1 protein-coding gene is annotated in these 21734 nt (G+C 59.7%); it reads right to left on the bottom strand.

The window, feature by feature from the left end; genetic code table 11:
• Positions 1 to 3: 3 nt before the first annotated feature.
• Entirely contained in the window at positions 4 to 21675 is a 21672-nt protein-coding gene (locus BEB54_RS09335) for an Ig-like domain-containing protein (protein ID WP_105277214.1), read from the bottom strand.
• Positions 21676 to 21734: the final 59 nt, after the last annotated feature.

Raw genomic sequence — 21734 nt, 5'->3', positions numbered from 1 at the left:
TCTCTACACCACCATCAACTGATGATTCGCCAGTAAGGTGGCGAGGTCGGTGTGCACGCCCGTCAGCGTGACCACGTTAGCTGTCGCAAAATTGCCGCCCGAGCCATCGCGGTCGATCTGCACGATGGTGTCGCTGCCGCTCTGGGTGACTTTGACAAAATCACCGATGTTTCCGGCCTGGGCATCCAGCGTTGCCACGCCGTTGACATAGCTGGCTTTGCCGTTTCCGGTGTAGCCACTGCCCTGTAACAGTTCACGAATATCAATGCGATCGGTGTCGGCGGTGCCTTCCCAGGTGCCTACCGTAAAGCCATTCACCACGTCCGAACCGTTGCCCCCGGTGGCGTCACTGGCGCTGAGCAGTTTATAGAGCAAGGTGTCATGGCCGCCGTTGCCGATGTTGAGCGTGTCGTTGCCGCCGCGCCCTTCCAGTTGGTTATCGCCGCTGCTGCCGGTCAGAGTGTCATTAAAATTCGAGCCGGAAATCCCTTCGATATTGGTAAATGTCGAGGTATTAAAACCGGTGGCCTGTGCGGTGGTAACGCTTAAGTTAGCGGTGACGCCCACCGTTGAGAGACGGAAATCGACCACGTCCATGCCGCCGTTCGCCAGCCAGGTTCCTGTGCCGGAACTGTACACCCAGCCGCCGGAACCGTCGTAGGTGTCGGTGCCTGCGGTGGCGAAGAAGGTGTCGTTATAACCGGTGCCGACAAACTTGCCGTTGTTGCTCGCGGTGCCCGCTTCGGCGCTGAGATCGTAAGCGTGAGTGGCATCGGTAGCCTGTAAGCCGCCCCAGGTGGTATTCACCGTCTGGTCGATATTGCTGGCGGTAGTGCCGGTGGATTTGATCAGCACCGCGTTGTAGGTTTCTCCCGCGTTAAGTCCGTAGAAGTTGACCAGCGCCGAGGTGTCGTTAACGCCCATCCCCGACTGCGGGTTGATGATTTGTGTCGCCACCAGCACGCCCGCCGAGTTGTACAGCTTCACGGTATTGCCGTAATAGACGTTAATACCGTTAGGATCGGTGATACGCAGGTGCAGCGAGGTGCCGTAGCTCACCGTGTTAGTGTTACGGATGAGGAACACGCTGCCCGACTGTTTGGTTACCAGCACATCCACCGCGCCGTCCCAGTCGTAGTCCATTGCCGCCACGCCGCTGGTGGTGCCGCTCTGGCTGCTGCCGAGGGCCGATTGTGTCCAGTTACTGGCGTTACTGACGTTGGTATAAAGATACGACTGTCCGGTCTGGGCGATACGGGCGATGTCCATTAACCCGTCATGATCCCAGTCGACGGCCAGGCTGAATTGACTGGCGTAGGTGGTTGCCGTCGCGCCGACCGCCACAGGGCTACCCAGCACGCCGTTGGTGTTGAATAACAGCGAGCCATAGTTAGCTCTTCCCTGGCTGGCGGGCAGGAAGAGATCCATATCGCCGTCACCATCGAAATCGGCCCATGTCATGGAAACGGATGTCGAGTTTCCCCCCGAGCCAGGACTACTGAGGAAAGTATTGATGGTGTTTTGTCCCCAGACGAAGGTGCCATTGCCCTGGCTTATCAACGATGAGAGGGTGAAGTTGTTGTTCAGGTTGAAAGTGTGCTGAACCAGATCAATTCTGCCGTCATTATTAAGATCGACACCGGAACCTTCGTTGAGTGATAAATAACCTGTCACCGCCCCACCGACCGTAGCACTCCCCCCGTTATTAGCGGTGGTGGAGTTGCCTGTCAGGGTGCCGGCGTTGTTCCACAAGAAGGTGTTAGAGTCCGGCCCGCCCGCGTCGCCAATCCAGAAATCAAGATAACCGTCGCCCTCTTTATCAAACGCCACAATCGAGCCATACCACGTCAGGGTGCCAACGTTCACCTGGATGGCGCTGGAAAACGTACCATCGCCGTTATTAGTAAAGCCGTTGATATACCCCGTGCCGTAGTCATCACGGGTAATAAACAGATCGCCCGTACCGTTACGGTTGTAATCGGCGATGGAGCTGGTGGCATAGTTGTTGCCACTTTGCACCAGCGTCAGGGCGGTTTTCGACCAGGTGAGCGGATCGGTGGATTGCATAATTTGCTGGTTGGCCAGCACTGTCCACATCCCGTGTGTGTCGAGGCCGTAGGTCAGCCCCCATGCGGTGGATTTGCTGGCGGTGGTCCAGGTCGGTGTGTAATCAATCGCTGCGTTAACCGTTACCGTGCCAGTGCTGACGTTAGCGGTGTTACCGTTACCCGCCGAGCTTTTCACCTGCGCGGTGACGTTATAGGCGGTCGCAGACGCCGCCAGCGCGTCGGTATCCGGCAGTTGCACATACCAGGTGTTGTGCGCCGGATCGACCACCACCGCACCGCCCGGTTGCGAGGTGTAAGTTTTGCCGTTGATCACCACTTCAACATACTGCCCACTGGCAAGTGCCGCCGTGATTACGCCGCTGATAATCGGCGTGGTATCGCGTGTGGTTTGATTGGTGATTTGCGCAAGCGTCGTCGGAATTGAGGTATCGACCGTCAGAACAAAATCGCTGGAGGAGGTGATATTCCCTGCCAGATCCACCACTCGTGCGCTGTAGGTATAGGCACCGCTGACCAGACCACTGTCGCTGTAAGTCCAGTTCAGCGCGCCGACCATCGTTACCGCACCTAACAGCAGACCGTTACGGTAAAGGTAAACGACTTCACCGCTGGCAAGCGGCGCAGAGAGCACGCCGTTGAGCAACGGCGTGGTGTCGTCGGTGGCCTGCGAATTGCTAAACGTCCCCTGCCGCTGCCCGACATCATCGGTATACGACACAATGGTCGGCGTGGCGGTGGGGTTAATCGTATCGACCACCACCGTTTTCGATACCACCGGGCCTGTATTTCCCGCCAGATCCAGCACCCGTACCTGATAAACGTAGCTGCCGTCGGTCAGCGTGCGGCTGTCAGTGTAAGTCCACTGCGTACCGTTGGTGGTGAGCGTGGTCCAGGTCGCGCCGCCATCGAGGCTAATCTGCGCCACTTCGCCGCTGGCAAGCCCCGCCCCCAGCGAACCGGTCAGCGTGAGCGTGGTATCGCTGGTGATAAAGTCGGTGGCCGAACTCCCCGTATCGGTGCTGATGCTGGTGATGGTGAGCACCTGCACCGGGTTAACGGTGTCAATCTGCGCCGACTGGCTGCCGGTTGCGCCAACGTTGCCCGCTAAATCAACCACCCGCACCTGCCAGGTGGTGGTGCCGTTGGTCAGCGTACGCCCGTCCACATATGTCCAGTTCAGACCGTCTGCGGCAACAGTCACGTTCACCCAGGTTGCGCCGTTGTCGGTACTGATTTGCGCGAACTCATTAGCGCCGAGCGCCGCGCCCAGCACGCCGCGCACGGTAAGCGTGGTGTCGCTGGTAATAAAATCGCTGCTGCTGGCTCCGGTGTCATCGCTGATACCGGTAATAGTGATGCTTTTCGCCGCTTCCGGGCTGATGGTGTCGACCACCACATTTTGCGTCGCGGTCTGCCCGACATTCCCCGCCAGATCCACCACCCGCACCGTGTAGTTCCATGTGCCGTCGGTGAGCGTGCGACTATCGGCATAGCTCCAGCTGGTGCCAATAACGGTTAACGTAGTCCAGGTGACACCGCCGTCGAGGCTGATTTGCGCCCGTTCATCTGCCGCCAGCGCCGCGCCGAGCGTGCCACGCACGGTCAGCGTAGTGTCACGGGTCACAAAATCGCTGCTGCTTAACCCGGTGTCATCGCTGATGCCCGCAATGACGATGGTTTTGCTCGCTAGCGGCGCGGTGGTATCCACGGTGACTATCTGGCTGGCGGTCGCGCCGATATTTCCGGCGGTGTCGATCACCCGTACCTGATAGTTGTAGTTACCGTCGGTCAGCGTGCGCCCGTCAAGATAAGTCCAGGTTAATCCATTTACTGCCAGATTCTGCCAGGTGGTGCCGCCATCGATACTGATTTGCGCGAACTCACCAGCAGAGAGCGCCGCGCCGAGCGTACCACTCACCGCAAGCGTCGTGTCGCTGGTGACAAAATCATTAGTAATCAGACCTGTATCGGTGGTGATCGCGCTAATGGCGATGGTTTTCACCGCGGGATCTGGCGCAGTAGTGTCGATCACCACATTCTGGCTATCAGTCGCCCCGACGTTGCCCGCCGCATCAATCACCCGCACCTGATAGAGATAGTTACCATCGGTCAGCGTGCGGCTGTCGTTATAGCGCCAGGTCGTGCCGGTAACGGTAAGCGTGGTCCAGGTTACACCGCCGTCGATACTGATTTGCGCCGTCTCGTTACTGGCAAGCGCGGCGGTGAGTGAGCCGTTGACCACCACCGGGCTGACGCTGGTGATAAAGTCACTGGCGCTAAGGCCAGTGTCGGCTTGCAGGGAATCAATATTAATGCCCATCGCCGGGGCGCTGAGATCGACGGTAATGGTGTGATTGCTGCTACCGATGTTGCCAATGGCGTTGCTCACCGAAGCGTTAATCACATAGGCATTGCCGTCCGCCAGCGCGGTGACATCGGCGCTGCCGAGGGTGTAGCTCCAGCTACCACCGGTCTGCACCGTAGTGGTGTAGGTTTTACCGTTTAAGGTCAGAGTCAGCGTCTGCCCGACTGGGGCGGTGGTGGTGCCGCTGATCACCAAAGACGCGCCGTGTTCCGCCGCGTTCACCACATCATCGCCCGCAAAGGTATTGATGGTGACCGTTGGCACGCCGCCATTCAACGTCACGCCACGGCTGGCGCTACCGGGGTTTCCGGCCTGATCGCTGACCGTCGCGCTAATGGTGTAGCTGCCGTCGCTTAATCCGGCAAACTGCTGCGCCGGAATAAATACCGACCAGCTTCCGCCACTGCCGACCGTTGCGGTCCAGGTTTGCCCGTTAAAGGTAACGGTCACCGTCTGGCCCACTTCGGCGGTGGTGGTGCCGTTGATGGTCTGCCCGGCAAGCTGCTCGGCGTTGTTGATAATATCGTCACCCGCCACCGTGGCGATGGTGACCGTTGGCGCAACGGTATCGACGGTCAGGGCGTGCGTGGTTTGACCGGGGTTACCGGCACGATCGTTCACGCTGGCGGTAATGGTCTGCGCGCCTTGCCCGAGTGCTGCCAGATCCGCCGCAGGCACGTTCAGCGCCCAGGTGCCATTGGCGGCAACCGTGGCGGTATAGGTTTTGCCGCCAAAGGTGACAGTGACCGTCTGCCCCACTTCCGCGCTGGTCGAGCCGTTAAGGGTTAACGGCTGCTGCTGTTCGGCGGCGTTGAGTCGGTCATCCGTCGAAACGGTATTAATGTTGATAACCGGTGCGGTGAGATCCACCGCCACGCTGCGCGAGGCCGTGGCGCTGTTTCCTGCGCTGTCCTGGGCGGAGGCGCTAACCGTGTAGCTGGTGCCATCCGCCAGTGCTGCAACGTCCGCCGCAGGCACGTTCACACTCCAGCTCCCGTTGTTCTGAATGGTAGCGCTGTAGCCTTTGCCGTTAAGCAACACGGTCACCACCGTGCCTGCGGCAAAGTTCGTTCCGGTGCCGCTCAGGGTCAGCGCACTGCCTGCTTCGGCGGCGTTAATAATATTATCGCCACTGATGGTGCTGACTGAGAGCGACACCACCGCCGTATTGACCTGCACGTTGTGCGTCTGCGTGCTGCTGTTGCCTGCGCTGTCGGTGATGGTGGCGCTGATGGTCACCGTACCGTCCGCAAGGCCGGAAATCACACTGGCTGGCACGCCAACGCTCCAGTTGCCGCTGGCATCGGTGCTGGTGACATACTGCTGCCCGGCGATAGTCACCACCAGGCGGTCGCCCGCCACCGCACCCGTGGCGGTGCCGCTGATAATCTGCGCCTGAGTGTGTTCGACGTTGTTAATCACATCATCGCCCGCCACGGTGTTAAAGCTGATCACCGGAGCAGTGGTATCGACGGTGACGCCTTTGCTGGCGCTGCCAGGGTTACCCGCCAGATCGCTGACCGTGGCGGTCAGGGTGTAGCCGTTATTGGCAAGTGCGGTTAGGTCACTGGCAGGCAGCGTTAAGCTCCAGCTGCCGTCCGCCTGTACCGTGGTCTGGTAGTTAGTGCCGTTTAGCGTGACGGTGAGCGTTTGCCCGGTTTCCGCGGTGCTGGTGCCGGAAACCGTTACGCCCGCCGCCGCTTCGCTGGCGTTGATGATGTTATCGCTGGCAATGGTGTTGATGGTCACCGTTGGCGCGGCGCTATCGACGCTGTATTCATGCGTTGTCGTGGCGCTGTTGCCGTTGACGTTAGTCACCCGCACCTGGGCGCTGGCATCGCCGTCACGCAGAGCCGCCAAATCCGCAGTCGGAACGGTGGTGCTCCAGCTACCGTTTGCCGCCACCGTGGTGGTGTAGGTTTTGCCGCCAAAGGTAATAGTAACGGTTTGCCCCGCTTCGACGCCGGACGTGCTGCCGGAAAGCGTTAGCGCCGCGCCTTTTTCGGCGGCGTTAATCACATCATCAGGGGTAATAGCGTTAATGCTGATGGCAACGGTAGTGAGATCAACGCTCACCGGATGGGTAATGCTGGTTTGTGTTCCGGCACTGTTCGCCCCGCTAACGGTAATATTCAGCGTTCCCGCAGGCCAGTTACTGACATCCGCCGCCGGAACGCCGACGCTCCAGGTGCCGTTCGCCAACACCGTGGCGGCATAAGTTTGGTTATTTATCACCACGGTCAGCGCCGTGCCTGCCGTAAAGCCGGAGCTGCTCCCGGTAATCACCTGCGCCTGAGCGTGTTCGATGATATTGACCACATCATCGCCTGCGACGGTATCCACCCGCAGACCGGGCAGACTGGCATCGATGGTGATATCACGCATGCCGCTGCCGGTGTTGCCAACGGCGTTGGTCACCGAGGCATTAACCGTTAATTCACCGTTACCTAACGCCTGCCAGTCAGCGGCTGGTACGCTTACATTCCAGCTTAAATCAGCCTGGACGGTGGCGGTGTAAGTTTTACCACCCAGTTCAACGGTGACGGTGCTGCCAGCCACCGCCCCGGTTACCTGGCCGCTGATAGTTTGCGCGCTGCCCGCCTCTGAAGCATTGATAATATCGTCCGTCGCCACCGGATTAAGGGTGACGCCCGGCAGCGCGGTAATGACCTGCACATTATGGCTGGCAGTACTGCTGTTGCCCTGGGCGTTGGTGACGCTCGCCGTGACGCTATATGTCGCTTCGCCCAGCGCACTGACTGCCGAGGCAGGCACGGTAACGCTCCAGTTGCCGGAGGCATCGGTGGTGGCGCTGTAGTTTTGTCCATTCAGCGTGACGGTGATCGCCGTGCCCGCAGGCTGATCGCTGGTGCCGGAAAGCGCCAGATCGGATCCTTTTTCCGTCGCGTTGATCACGTCATCGCCCGCGATGGTGTTGATGCTAATCGCTGGCGCGGTGAGGTTAACGGTGACGGTTCGGCTGGCGTCGTCGCTGTTGCCCGCCCGATCGCTGACGCTGGCGGTGATGGTCTGTGCGCCGCTACTGAGTGCCGCAACATCCGCTGCCGGTACGCCAACGCTCCAGTTGCCGGAGGCATCCAGCGTCGTGGTATACGTTTTGCCATTGAGCACAACGCTCACCACATCGCCCGCTTCCCCGCCCGTGCTGGTACCGGAGATCACCAACGCCTGTGCGTGTTCGGCGTCGTTAATGATGTCATCGCCTGCCACGGTGTTAATGGTGAGAACCGGCGCGGTGGTGTCTACCGCCAGATTATGGCTGGCGCTGCCGGGATTGCCCGCTTTGTCGTTGACCGTGGCGCTGACGGTGTAATTGCTTGCAGTCAGAGCGCCCAGGGCTGAAGTGGGAACGCTGACGCTCCAGCTACCGTCCTCCTGTACATTACCGGTGTAAGTTGCGCCGTTAAGGGTGACGGTGACCGTCTGCCCGGTTTCGGCGGTGCTGGTGCCGCTGATGGTGAGCGGGTTTCCCGCCTCCGTGGCGTTAAGGATGTCATCGCTGGCGATGGTGTTAATGGTGAGCGTCGGCGCGCTGGCGTCAACGCTGTACGCATGGGTCGCCGAGGCACTGTTACCGCTCGCGCTGCTAACGCTGGCCTGCACGTTCGCCGCGCCGTCTGGCAGGCTTGCCAAATCCGCCGCCGGAACGTTTACGCTCCAGCTTCCGTTGGCGGCGACGCTGGCGGTGTAGGTTTTGCCGCCAAAAGTGACGGTAACGGTTTGCCCACTTTCAATTCCGCTGGTGCTGCCAGAAAGGGTCAGGTCGGTGCCTTTTTCGGCGGCGTTAATTACGTCATCGCTGGCAACAGTGTTGATGCTGATTGCCACCGCCGTTAAATCGACGGTGAACGGATGGCTGACGCTGACCGGATTTCCGGCGCTGCTCTGGCCTGTCACTTCAACGGTTAACGGCCCCGCTGGCCATGCACTGACGCTTGCTGCTGGAATGCCGACGCTCCAGCTCCCGTCTGCCTGTACCGAGGCAGAATAAGCCACACTGTTGATGGTAACCGTCAGCACAGCACCTGCATTCAGGCCACTACTGCCACCAGTGATCACCAGTGCCTGACCATGCTCGATGCTGTTGACGATATCATCGCCCGCCACGGTATCCACGCGCAGCCCCGGCAAGTTGGCATCAATGGTGATATCCCGCGTGCCGCTACCGGTGTTGCCATTCGCGTTGGTGACCGAGGCGGTAATGATCAAATCACCATTTCCCAACGCCTGGAGATCGGCTGCCGGAACGGTGACGTTCCAGCTTAAGTTGCCCTGTACCGTGGTGGTGTAAGTGTTGCCGCCCAGCGTCACAGTAACCGTATCGCCAGCGGCGGCGCGGGTCACCCCCCCGCTGATGGTTTGATCGGCCCCGGCTTCGGCGGCGTTGATAATATCGTCGTCCGCCACGGTATTGATGGTGACGCCTGGCAGGCCGCTGTCGACCAGTAAATTCGCCTGGCTGCTGGCGGTGTTGCCTGCCGCACTGGTGGCACTGGCGCTGACGGTATAGTTAGCCTGACCTAATGCCGCCAGATCGCTGACAGGCACGGTTAAGGTCCAGTTGCCTGCTGCGTCGGTGGTGGCGCTGTAATTGTGACCGTTGAGCGTGACGGTAACCTGTGCGCCTGTCGCCAGCCCCGTACTGCTACCGCTGATGGTCAACGGCTGGCCTTTTTCATCAGCATTCAGGACGTTATCGCTGCTGATGGCGTTAAAGGTAATGGTCGGCAGCCCGGTATTGACCGTCACCTGATGGGTGGCGCTGCCGCTGTTTCCGGCGGCGTCAGTGACGCTGGCGTTAATGGTCACCGTGCCGTTTGCCAGTGCCGAAACAACGCTTGCCGGGACGCCGACGCTCCAGTTGCCGCTGGCATCCAGCACCGTGGTGAAGGTATTTGTGCCGATAGTCACCGTCACGGTGTTACCGGTTGCCGCACCAGTGGCAGAGCCGCTGATAATCTGCGCCTGGGCGTGTTCCGTCGCGTTGATTACATCATCGCCCGCCACCGTGTTGATGGTGACGACCGGAACGGATGTATCCACCGTCAGGTTATGGTTAGCGGAGGCCGGGTTTCCGGCTTTGTCGCTCACCGCCGCGCTGACGGTGTAGTTGCTGGCGGTCAGGGCGCTTAACGCTGAAGGCGGCACGCTGACGCTCCAGCTACCGTCTGTTTGCACCGTGCCGGTATAATTTGCGCCATTGAGCGTGACGGTCACCGTCTGCCCGGCTTCCGCCGTGCTGCTGCCGGTGATGGTCAGCGCCGTACCCGCTTCGGCGGCGTTAAGAATATCGTCACCCGCAATAGCGTTAATGGTCACCGTTGGCGCGCTGGCATCGACGCTGTACGCGTGGGTAGTGGTGGTGGTGTTGCCGTTAACATTGCTGACGCTGGCCTGTGCGCTGGCATCGCCATCACGCAGGGCTGCCATATCCGCCGCCGGAACCGTGGTGCTCCAGGAACCATTCGCCGCGACACTTGCAGTATAGGTTTTACCGCCAAAGGTCACGGTGACCGTTTGCCCGGCCTCCACGCCAGAGGTGCTGCCGGAGAGCGTTAATGCCGCGCCTTTTTCAGCGGCGTTAATCACATCATCGGCGGTAATGGCGTTGATGCTGACAGCCACCGCCGAGAGATCGACAGTCACCGGATGCGTGACGCTCACCGGGTTTCCGGCGGTAGTGCTGCCGCTCGCCGTAATCGTCACCGCCCCCGCAGGCCAGGCGCTGACATCCACCGCCGGAACGCCGACGCTCCAGGTGCCATCCGCCAGCACTGCCGCAACATAGGTTTGCCCGTTAATGGTCAGCGTGACATTGCTACCCATCGCCAGCCCAGAGCTGCTGCCGGTAATCACCAGCGCCTGACCGTGCTCGATAATGTTGACCACATCATCGCCCGCCACGGTATCGACCCGCAGACCGGGGAGATTCGCGTCTATGGTGATTTCGCGCGTGCCGTTACCGGTATTGCCTACGCTGTTCGTTACCGAAGCCGAAATGGTCAGCTCTCCGTTGCCCAACGCCTGTAACGCCGAAGCCGGAACATCGACACTCCAGCTTAAGTCTGCCTGTACCGTAGCGGTGTAAGTCGCCCCGCCTAGCGTCACGGTCACCGTGTCGCCCGCCGCGGCCCTCGTGACCTGCCCGCTGATAGTTTGAGTTGCCCCCGCTTCGGCGGCGTTAATAATATCGTCCGTTGCCACAACGTTAATGGTGACGCCCGGTAGCGCGGTATTAACCTGCACGTTATGGCTGGCGGAACCGCTATTGCCATCAACATCGGTTGCGGCGGCAGTCACCGTATAAGTCGCTTCACCGAGCGTACCAACCGCAGACGCCGGAACAGTCACGCTCCAGTTCCCGGAAGCATCGGCAGTGGTGGTGTAATTTTGCCCGTTGAGCGTAACAGTTACCTGCGTGCCCGCAGGCTGGTTGCTGGTGCCGGAAATCGACAGATCCGCGCCTTTCTCCATGGCGTTGATGATGTCATCGACGGCGATGGTGTTAATGGCGAGTATCGGTGCACCGAGCGCCACGCTGACAGTGTGCGAGGCCGTGCCGCTGTTGCCTGCGGAGTCGGTAACCGTGGCGGTAATGGTCACATCGCCCTGGGCCAGCGCGGAAATCACGCTGGCAGGCACACCGATGCTCCAGTTGCCGTTGGCGTCCAGCACGGTGGTGTAGGTGGTCGTGCCAATCGTCACGGAAACCGTGTTACCCGTCGTCGCGCCCGTTGCCGAGCCGCTGATAATCTGCGCCTGAGCATGTTCCGTGGCGTTAATCACGTCATCGCCCGCTACCGTGTTAATGGTGACGACCGGAGCGGCAAGGTCTACCGTCAGGTTATGCGTTGCCGAGGCCGGATTTCCGGCTTTGTCGCTTACCGAGGCGTTGACGGTATACGAGCTGGCAGTGAGGTTAGCTAAATCGCCAGTCGGTACGCTGACGCTCCAGCTCCCGTCTGCCTGCACGTTGCCGCTGTAATTGATGCCGTTTAGCGTCACGGTCACTGTCTGCCCGGCTTCTGCGGTGCTGGTGCCGCTGATAGTCAGCGCCGATCCCGCTTCGGCGGCATTAAGAATATCGTTGCTGGCAATGGTGTTGATGGTGACGGAGGGCGCGGTGGCATCGACGCTATAAACATGCGTTGCCTGGGCGTTGTTACCCGCGACGTTGCTGACGCTGGCCTGGACGTTTGCTGCGCCATCCGGCAAGGTTGCGAGATCGGCGGCTGGGATCGTCAGCCCCCAGGTATTATCCGCGGCAACCGTGGTGGTGTAGCTTTTGCCACCGAAAATAACGGTAATGGTCTGCCCCGCTTCCACGCCGGAGGTGGTGCCGGAAAGCTGCAAATCAGTGCCTTTTTCGGCGGCGTTTATTACATCGTCAGTGGAGAGTGTATTGATGGTAATCGCCACGGCAGCGAGATTGACCGTGACCGGATGAGTAATGCTGGTTGTGGTTCCTGCGGTATTGGTGCCAGAGACGGCAATATTAACCGTCCCCGCAGGCCAGTCAGCCACGTCCGCTGCCGGAACGCCGACGCTCCAGGTGCCATCGGCGAGTACCGTTGCGCCGTAGGTGACGTTGTTGATGACTACCGTCAACGCCGCGCCCGCCGCCAGTCCGCTACTGCTACCGGTGACCACCAGCGCCTGAGTGTGCTCAATGCTGTTAATCACATCATCGCCTGCCACGGTATCGACCCGCAGGCCTGGCAGATTGGCGTCTATCACGATGTCGTGCGTCGCGGTGCCGGTATTATTTGCGGAATTGGTCACCGAGGCGCTGATGGTCAGTTCACCGTTACCCAGCGCCTGCAAATCTGCCGCAGGCACGCTGACGCTCCAGCTTAAATCTGGCTGCACGGTGGCAATGTATTGATTACCGCCGAGCGTGACAGTGACCGAATCTCCTGCTGCTGCCGTCCCCGTAACCTGTCCGCTGAGGGTCTGGTTAACGGCGATTTCAGCGGCGTTGATAATGTCATCACCCGCCACAGTATTAATGATTACCCCTGGCAGGAGTGATTCGACATTTACCGTATGGGTAGTACTACCGCTGTTACCCGCGCTGTCGGTGGCGCTGGCGCTAATCGAATAAACCGCCTCGCCCAGTGCGCCGACCGCCGAAGCCGGCACGGTAACGCTCCAGTTGCCGGAGCCGTCGGTGGTGGCGCTGTACGCCAGGCCGTTCAACATCACGGTGACCGTAGTGCCTGCCGCCAGGCCGCTGGAGACGCCGCTGATGATCAGATCCTGGGTTTTCTCCGCATTATTAATAATGTCATCACCGGAGACAGTGTTAATGGTCAGTGTCGGGCCACTGAGATCAACGGTCACATCGTGAGTCGTGCTGTCGCTGTTGCCCGCGCGATCGCTCAGGCTGGCGGTGATGGTCTGGCTACCGGTTGCCAGTGCCGTGACATCCGCCGCCGGAATACCCACACTCCAGTTACCGGAGGCGTCCAGCGTGGTGGTGTAGTTTTTACCGTTCAGCGTGACGGTCACCACATCGCCTGCCGCCGCGCCCGTACTGGTTCCGCTCACCACCAGCGCCTGCCCGTGTTCGATGGCGTTGATAATGTCATCGCCCGCGACGGTGTTAATGGTGAGATCCGGCGCGGTCACGTCCACCGCCAGTGCATGATCCGCGCTTGCCGGGTTACCCGCTTTGTCGCTCACCGTGGCGGTCACGGTATAACTGCTGGCGGTTAATCCGCTTAAATCTGTCGCCGGAACGTTCACACTCCAGGTGCCATCCGCCTGGACGGTAGTCTGGTACGTGTTGTTATTGAGCGTGACAGTCAGCGTCTGTCCGGCCTGCGCCGTGGTGGTGCCGCTGATGGTTATCCCCGCGCCCGCTTCGCTCACGTTGAGAATATCGTCGCTGGCGATGGTGTTGATGGTCACAAGCGGCGCGGTGGCATCGACGCTGTACGCGCGATCGGCCTGGGCGCTGTTGCCGTTAATGTTGCTGACGCTCGCCTGCACGTTGCCCGCGCCGTCCGGCAACGCAGCGAGATCGGCAGGCGGCACATTCACCGTCCAGCTGCCGTTGGCTTCCACGGTGGTGGTGTAATTTTTGCCGCTAAAGGTGACGGTCACCGTCTGCCCGGCTTCTATACCGCTGGTACTGCCGCTCACCACCAGCGTTTCGCCTTTTTCGACGGCATTGATCACATCATCGCCGGAGAGAGTGTTAATGGTTATGGCGACCGCCGCCAGATCGACGGTAACCGGATGGGTAATGGTGGAGGTTGTTCCAGCGCTGTTAGTACCGCTTACCGTGATATCCACCGTACCCGCAGGCCAGTTGCTGACGTCTGCCGCCGGAACGCCGAGGTTCCATGTACCGTCAGCTAACACCGTGGCAGCGTAAGTGACGTTGTTAATCACGACCGTTAATGCCGTTCCTGCCGTCAGCCCGGTGCTGCTACCTGTTATCACCAGCGCCTGATTGTGCTCAATGCTGTTAATAACATCATCGCCCGCTACGGTATCGACCCGCAAACCAGGCAGATTGGCATCGATAGTGATATCGCGCGAGCCGCTGCCGCTGTTGCCCACGACGTTGGTGACCGAGGCGTTAACTGTCAGGTCGCCGTTACCAAGCGCCTGAATATCCGCCGCCGGAACGCTGACACTCCAGCTTAAATTAGCCTGCACCGTAGCGGTGTAGGTGTTGCCGCCCAGCGTGACGGTGACCGTATCGCCCGCCGCCGCGCCCGTCACCTGCCCGCTGATGGTTTGCGCACTGCCCGCTTCGGCGGCATTAATAATGTCATCGGTTGCCACAGCGTTAATGGTAACGCCAGGTAAGGCGCTGTTGACCAGCACATTATGGCTGGCGGAATTACTGTTGCCTGCCGTGTCGGTAACGCTCGCCGTTACCGTGTAGTTGGCTTCACCCAACGCGCTAGCTGCCGAGGCTGGCACCGTGGCGCTCCAGTTGCCACTGCTATCGGTGGTAGCGGTGTAATTTTGCCCGTTCAGCGTCACCGTTATTGTGGTGCCTGCGGGCTGATTACTGGTGCCGGTGATTTGCAGATCCGCGCCTTTTTCTGTGGCGTTAATCACGTCATCGCTGGCGATAGTGTTGATGCCAATGGTTGGCGCGGTGAGATTTACGGTGAGCGTGCGGCTGGCATCATCGCTGTTGCCTGCCGTATCGGTAATTGCCGCAGTGATGGTTTGCGGGCCGCTGCCCAGCGCAGTGACGTCTGCTGCCGGAACGCCGACGCTCCAGTTGCCGGAGGCGTCCAGCGTGGTAGTGTAGGTTTTACTGTTTAACGTGATGGTGATGACATCGCCCGCTTCCCCGCCAGTGCTGGAACCGGAGATCACCAGCGCCTGTCCGTGTTCGGTGGCGTTAATGATGTCATCGCCGGAGACGGTGTTAATGGTTAAAACTGGCACGGTGAGATCCACCGCCAGGCCGTGAGTGGCGGTCGCCGGGTTACCCGCTTTGTCGCTTACCGAGGCGCTGACCGTGTACGGGCTGGCGGTCAGATTGCTGAGATCTGTTGTCGGCACGCTGACGCTCCAGCTACCGCCCGCCTGAACGGTGCCGATGTAAGCCACACCATTAAGCGTGACGGTTACCGTTTGCCCCGCTTCGGCGGTGCTGGTGCCGCTGATGGTTAACGGATTTCCCGCCTCAGCGGCGTTAAGAATATCGTCGGTGGCGATGGTGTTAATGGCAAGCGTCGGTGCCGTGGCATCGACGCTATAGGCGTGGGTTGCCGAAGCCGTGTTGCCGTTAATATTGCTGACACTGGCCTGTACCGTGGCTTCGCCGTCACGTAACGCGCTGAGATCGGCGGCGGGTACGGTGGTTGTCCAGCTGCCATCGCCCGCTACGGTAGCGATATAGGTTTTGCCGCCAAAGGTGACGGTGACGGTTTGCCCCGCTTCCACGCCGGAAGTGCTGCCGGAAAGGGATAAATCTGCCCCTTTTTCGGCGGCGTTAATCACATCATCGCCGGAAACGGTGTTAATGGAGATCGCCACCGCCGCCAGATCGACGGTGACCGGATGGGTGATGGTGACCGGGTTTCCTGCGCTACTGGCGCCTGAAACTGTGATATCCACCGTCCCCGCAGGCCAGTTGCCCACGTCTGCCGCCGGAACGCCAACGCTCCATGTGCCATCGGCTAATACTGTCGCGCCATAGGTGACGTTATTGATCACCACCGTCAGCGCCGCGCCCGCCGCCAGCCCGCTGCTGCTACCGGTTATCACCAGTGCCTGACCGTGCTCGATGCTGTTAACCACATCATCGCCCGCCACGGTATCAACGCGCAGACCTGGCAGATTGGCATCTATCACAATATCGCGCGCACCGCTGCCTGTATTACCCACGCCGTTGGTTACCGAGGCGTTAACTGTCAGGTCGCCATTACCGATGGCCTGAATATCCGCCGCCGGAACGTCCACGCTCCAGCTAAAATTGCCCTGCACGGTAGCGGTGTAGGTTTTCCCGCCAAGCGTCACGGTAACCGTATCGCCCGCCGCCGCGCCCGTCACCTGGCCGCTGATGGTCTGCGCCACGCCCGATTCCGCCGCGTTAATAATATCGTCGGTCGCCACCGGATTAATGGTGACACCCGGCAGCGCGGTATTCACCTGCACGTTATGGCTGGCGGAATTGCTATTGCCCGTGCTGTCGGTGACGTTCGCCGTCACCGTGTAACTGGCTTCGCCCAGCGCACCGACGGCAGAGGCTGGCACCGTGGTGCTCCAGTTGCCTGCGGCGTCCGTCGTGGCGGAGTAATTTTGCCCGTTAAGCGTCACCGTAATTGTGGTGCCTGCGGGCTGATTACTGGTGCCGGAAATTTGCAGATCCGCGCCTTTTTCCGTGGCATTAATCACGTCATCGCTGGCAATGGGGTTGATGCCAATGGTCGGCGCGGTAAGGTTAACGGTGACCGTGTGCGTCTCGTTGTCGCTGTTGCCAGCCACATCGGTAACGGTCGCCGTCACGGTTTGCGGGCCGCTGCCCAGCGCAGTGACATCAGCCGCCGGAACGCCGACGCTCCAGTTGCCGGAGGCATCCAGGGTGGTGGTGTAGGTTTTATTGTTTAGCGTGACGCTGACGATATCGCCCGCCTCCCCGCCAGTGCTGGAACCGGAAATCACCAGCGCCTGCCCGTGTTCGGCGGCGTTAATAATATCATCGCCCGCAATGGTGTTAATGGTCAGTACCGGAACGGTGAGATCCACCGCCAGATTATGCGTGGTGCTCGCCGGGTTGCCCGCTTTGTCATTAACCGTGGCGGTCAGGGTGTGGCTGCCATCCGTCAATGCCTCAAGGTCTGCCGCCGGAATAGTAATACTCCAGCTGCCGTCGGCCTGTACCGTTGCCTGATAGGTCTGCACGGTCGGGCTATTGAGCGTTACCGTAACAATCTGCCCCGCTTCAGCGGTGGTGCTGCCGCTCACCGTCACGCCCGTATCGGCTTCGCTGGCGTTAACGATATTGTCGCTGGCGACGGTATTGATAATGATGGTTGGCGCGCTGCTATCGACGCTGTAGTTATGCACCGCCGAGGCGCTATTGCCATTGATATTGCTGACGCTGGCCTGCGCGGAGGCGCTACCCTCAGGTAATGCTGCCAGATCGGCGGCAGGAACGGTGGCAGTCCAGCTACCATCGCTCGCCACGCTGGCGGTGTAATTTTTCCCGCCAAAGTTGACGGTGACGGTTTGTCCTGGCTCTACATTCGTGGTGGTGCCGGAAAGGGTTAAATCAGCGCCTTTTTCTGCGGCGTTAATCACGTCGTCCGTGGCGATGGTGTTGATTGTGATCGCCGCCGGCGTGAGATCCACCGTTACCGGATGCGTAATGCTTATCGGATTTCCGGCGCTACTTTCCCCGGATACAGCAATAGACACCGTCCCCGCAGGCCAGGCGCTAACCTGCGCCGCCGTGACGCCCACGCTCCAGCTACCATCGGCCTGCACCGCAGTGGTGTATTCCACATTATTAATCGTAACTGTAAGCGGGGTGCCTTCAGCCAGCCCTGAGCTGCTGCCGCTGACCACCAGCGCCTGCCCGTGTTCGATGATATTGACCACATCATCACCCGCCACCGTATCGACCCGCAGACCGAGCAGATTGGCGTCGATGGTGATATCCCGTGTGCCGCTGCCGGTATTGCCGTTTTGATTGGTGACCGAGGCGCTTACCGTTAAATCGCCATTACCCAGCGCCTGAATATCTGCCGCCGGAACGCTCACGCTCCAGCTTAAATTGGCCTGCACGGTGGCGGTGTAAGTATTACCGCCCAGCGTAACGGTTACCGTGTCGCCAACGGCAGCTCCGGTAACCTGCCCGCTGATGGTTTGCGCAGCACCCGCTTCGGCGGCGTTAATAATATCGTCGGTTGCCACCGGGTTAATGGTCACGCCGGGCAGCGCGCTGTCGACCAGCACGTTATGGCTGGCGGTGTTGCTGTTGCCGATATTACTCGTCACCGCCGCCGTTACCGTGTAGTTGGCCTGGCCCAGTGCGGTTACCGCCGATGCCGGAACGGTGACGCTCCAGTTGCCGGAGGCGTCGGTCGTGGTGGTGTAATTTTGCCCGTTCAGCGTCACGGTGATGGTGGTATTAACAGGCTGATCGCTGGTGCCGGTGATCTGGAGATCGGCTCCTTTTTCGCTGGCGTTGATCACATCATCGCCCGCAATGCTGTTAATGCCGATAAGGGGAGCTGCGGTATTGACCGTGACGGTCAATGACTGGCTGCCGCTGTTTCCTGCGCGGTCGGTTACCGAGACGATGACAGGATAACTGCCGTCCACCAGTCCGCTGACAACGGAGGCCGGAACGCCCAGACTCCAGTTGCCGGAAGCATCCACCACCGTGGTGTAATCCACATCATTCAGCGTAACGGTGACAATATCGCCCGCCTGCGCGCCGGTGACCGTGCCGCTGATAATTTGCGCCTGAGTGTGTTCCGGCGTGTTAATGACGTTATCGGTTGCCACCGGATTAATGGTCACCACCGGCGGCGTGGCATCGACCAGCGCCACTCGTGAGACGCTGGTCGGGTTACCAGCGATATCGTTCACGCTCGCGGTCACCGTGGCGTTGCCGTCAGCCAGTGCGCCAACGTTGGCGGCGGGAACGGTCACGCTCCAGGTGCCATCTGACTGCACGACGCCCTGATAGGTCTGCCCATTAAGCGTGACGGTCACCGTCTGCCCCGGCTGAGCGTCGGTGGTGCCAGTGATTTGCAGATCCTGACCACTTTCGGCGGCGTTAATGATGTTATCAGCCGTCAGCGAGTCGATGCTTAAAGCCGGAGCCTGGCTGTCGACAGTAATGGTGCGGGAGGTGTCGCCTGTGTTACCGCTGATATTAGTGACGGTCGCAGTGATTTCCGCCGCACCGTCTGCCAGGCTACTCACCGCGCTGGCGGGAACGGTCAGGCTCCAGCCGCCATCTGCCTGAACGGTAGTGGTAAAGGTCTGCCCGGCGAATTTCACTACTACGGTTTGCCCGGTTTCCACCAGCTGCGTGGTACCGGTCAGCGTCAATGGCGCGCCTTTTTCTGCGGCATTGATAATGTCATCGCCGGAGACGGTATTGATGGTAATAAGCACCGCGCCCGGATTAACCTCCACGTTGCGATCGATAGTAACCGGGTTCCCGGCGGGGTCCGTTGCGCTGGCATTAACCACTATCGTACCCGGCGTCAGTGCCTGTAGATCTGCCGCAGGCACGCCTACCTGCCAGTTGCCGTTGCTGTCGGTCACCCCCTGGTAGGTGTTGCCGCCGAGCAAAACAGTGACCACTCTTCCGGCGGGCAAATTAGTACTGCTACCGGTGATAATCAGGTTTTGCTGCTGCTCAACGGCATTGATCACATCATCGCCCGCGATGGTGTCAATGCGCAGCCCCGGCAGCCCGGCGCTGATGGTGATATAAAGCGCACTGCTACCCGTATTGCCATGTACGGTAGTAACCGAAGCATTAATGGTTAACGCACCATCGCCCAGCGCCTGTAAATCTGCCGCCTGAACGTTCACGCTCCAGGTGAGATTGCTGTCCACCGTCGCCGTGTAAGTATTGCCGCCCAGTTCAATAGTGACCGTATCGCCCTGCGCGGCGCCCACGACGACGCCACTCAGGGTTTGATCTGCTCCCGCTTCGGCGTTGTTGACAATGTTGTCGCCCGCAAAGGTGTTGATGATCACCTGCGGCAGCACCGTATCGACCAGCAAATTGCTCTGCGCGGTGCCAGTGTTGCCGGTCACATCGGTGGCGCTGGCAGTGACGGTGTAATTGGTGTTCGCAAGATTAACAACATCACTCACCGGAACGCTCAGCGACCAGACGCCGCCGCTGACCTGAGCGCTATACGTGACATTATTCAACGTCACGCTAACTGTACCGCCATCGGGCAAATTGCTGGTGCCGCTTAACGTTAGCGGCTGCTGAGACTCCAACTCATTCAGTACGTTATCTCCGCTGATCGCATCTATCGCGACTTGCGGCGCGACGCCCGCCAGGGTGATGTTATGAGTCGCTGTACCGGTATTTCCGGCGGCATCGGTCACCGTGACGATAATATCGTTAGGGCCACGCGCTAGAGTGCGAGTTACCGCCGGATCAAGCGCCACATTCCAGCTACCGTCTGCCTGCACCACGCCGGACAGAACTGTGGCGCCTAACTTGACGGTGACCGTGTCGCCAGGGGAAGCCCCACTGACCCGCCCGGAAATAATCTGCGCCACAATCTGTTCGGCGGTATTAAGAATATCGTCACCCGCAACGGTGTTAACGCTGACCACTGGCGCACCGGTGTCTACTGTGAAATTTACGCTGTTGCTGGTGGTGTTTCCTGCCCGGTCGCTGACGCTGGCATTTATGGCGTAGTCACCATCTGCCAGCGCCTGCACTTCTGCGGCAGGCAGCGTCACTTGCCAGGTTCCGTCACTACCGACAGTTGCTGTGTGGCTTTTCCCGTTAACGGTCAGTGTTACGGTTTGCCCGGCTTCTGCGTTCGAAGTGCCGCTCACTACCAGCGAGGCATTATGTTCTGAGGCGCTGACAATGTTGTCCTGAGCGATGGTGTTGATTGCAAGTGTTGGCGGCTGGGTATCGACCGTTAGCAGCTGCGCTCCGGTGACCGTATTGCCCGTGGCATCTTTCCCACTGACCAGCACCGCCTGATTGCCTTCGCCTAATGTCTGGGCGTCGGCGGTCGGCACCTGCACGCTCCAGGCACCGTTAGCGCCTACGCTGGTGGTGTAGGTTTTGCCGTTTAGCGTAACGGTGAGTTCTGTTCCCTGCGCCAGATGGCTACTGGTGCCAGAAAGCGTAAACCCGGCGGCCTGTTCGCTGGCGTTAATAATGTTATCGCCTGCGGTGGTGGCAACCTGCACGCTGGCCTGACTATTGTCGATGGTTAACGTTATCGAACCGGCGTCAGTGATGGTACTGCCGACAATTTGCACCACTGACCAGGTATGTTCACCTGCACTTTGCGTGGGTAACGAGACACTCCACTGACCGTTGTTGTCTACCTGAGTACTGGCAATAGTATTGCCGTTACTGTCTTTAATCTGAATAGTCGCCCCCGCCTGCCCGCTGCCGCTAAAGGTTGGCGTGGTATCATCGGTGATGTCATTGGTGGCGAGAATGCCGCGCTGATCGCCCTGATTATCGGTAACTAAAAATGATGGTGTGGCGTTGCCAGGCTCAGCGGGTGGCGTAGGGTTATTAATCACTTCCGTTTTCGAGTCGCCATCACCACCGCTTGCCAGCAGTGCACCAAGCGCACCACCACCTACCGCCGCCCCCGCCAGCCAACCCCACGGGAAGGCGCTGGTCTGAGCAACGGTATCAAGAAATGGCGCAATGCTTTCAATCGCAGTGGTCTGGGCAGTCAGTTCTACGGGCGCTAAGCCACCGGTGGCGGTATCGGCAAAGGTGACATGTGTCAGCTGTTGACCATCGGCAAACACCAGTTGAGATTGTTCGCTGGTATTTGCCGCTTGCAGGAAATAACCGTTGCAGCGGATCACCGTGCCGTCTTGCATATAGATCAACAGGTCATTTCCGTCACGGACATAACGCACAACGGCAGATGCCTGAGCATGAACCTGCACTACAGAGGGCTCATAAATGACAACCGTAACGTCGCCTGGATTAATCAGCGTTTGTTTGACGGATGTTTTTCGCGAAATAACATCAATAATCAGGCTCATAATGGCATTCCTGATAAATGGCGCACATCCTTAGCGAGTCCATTTATCTAAATAAGACA

It is taken from the genome of Escherichia sp. MOD1-EC6021 (assembly GCF_002965245.1).
GTDB lineage: Bacteria > Pseudomonadota > Gammaproteobacteria > Enterobacterales > Enterobacteriaceae > Escherichia > Escherichia coli_F.
This window is presented reverse-complemented; position numbering and strand designations above follow the sequence as displayed.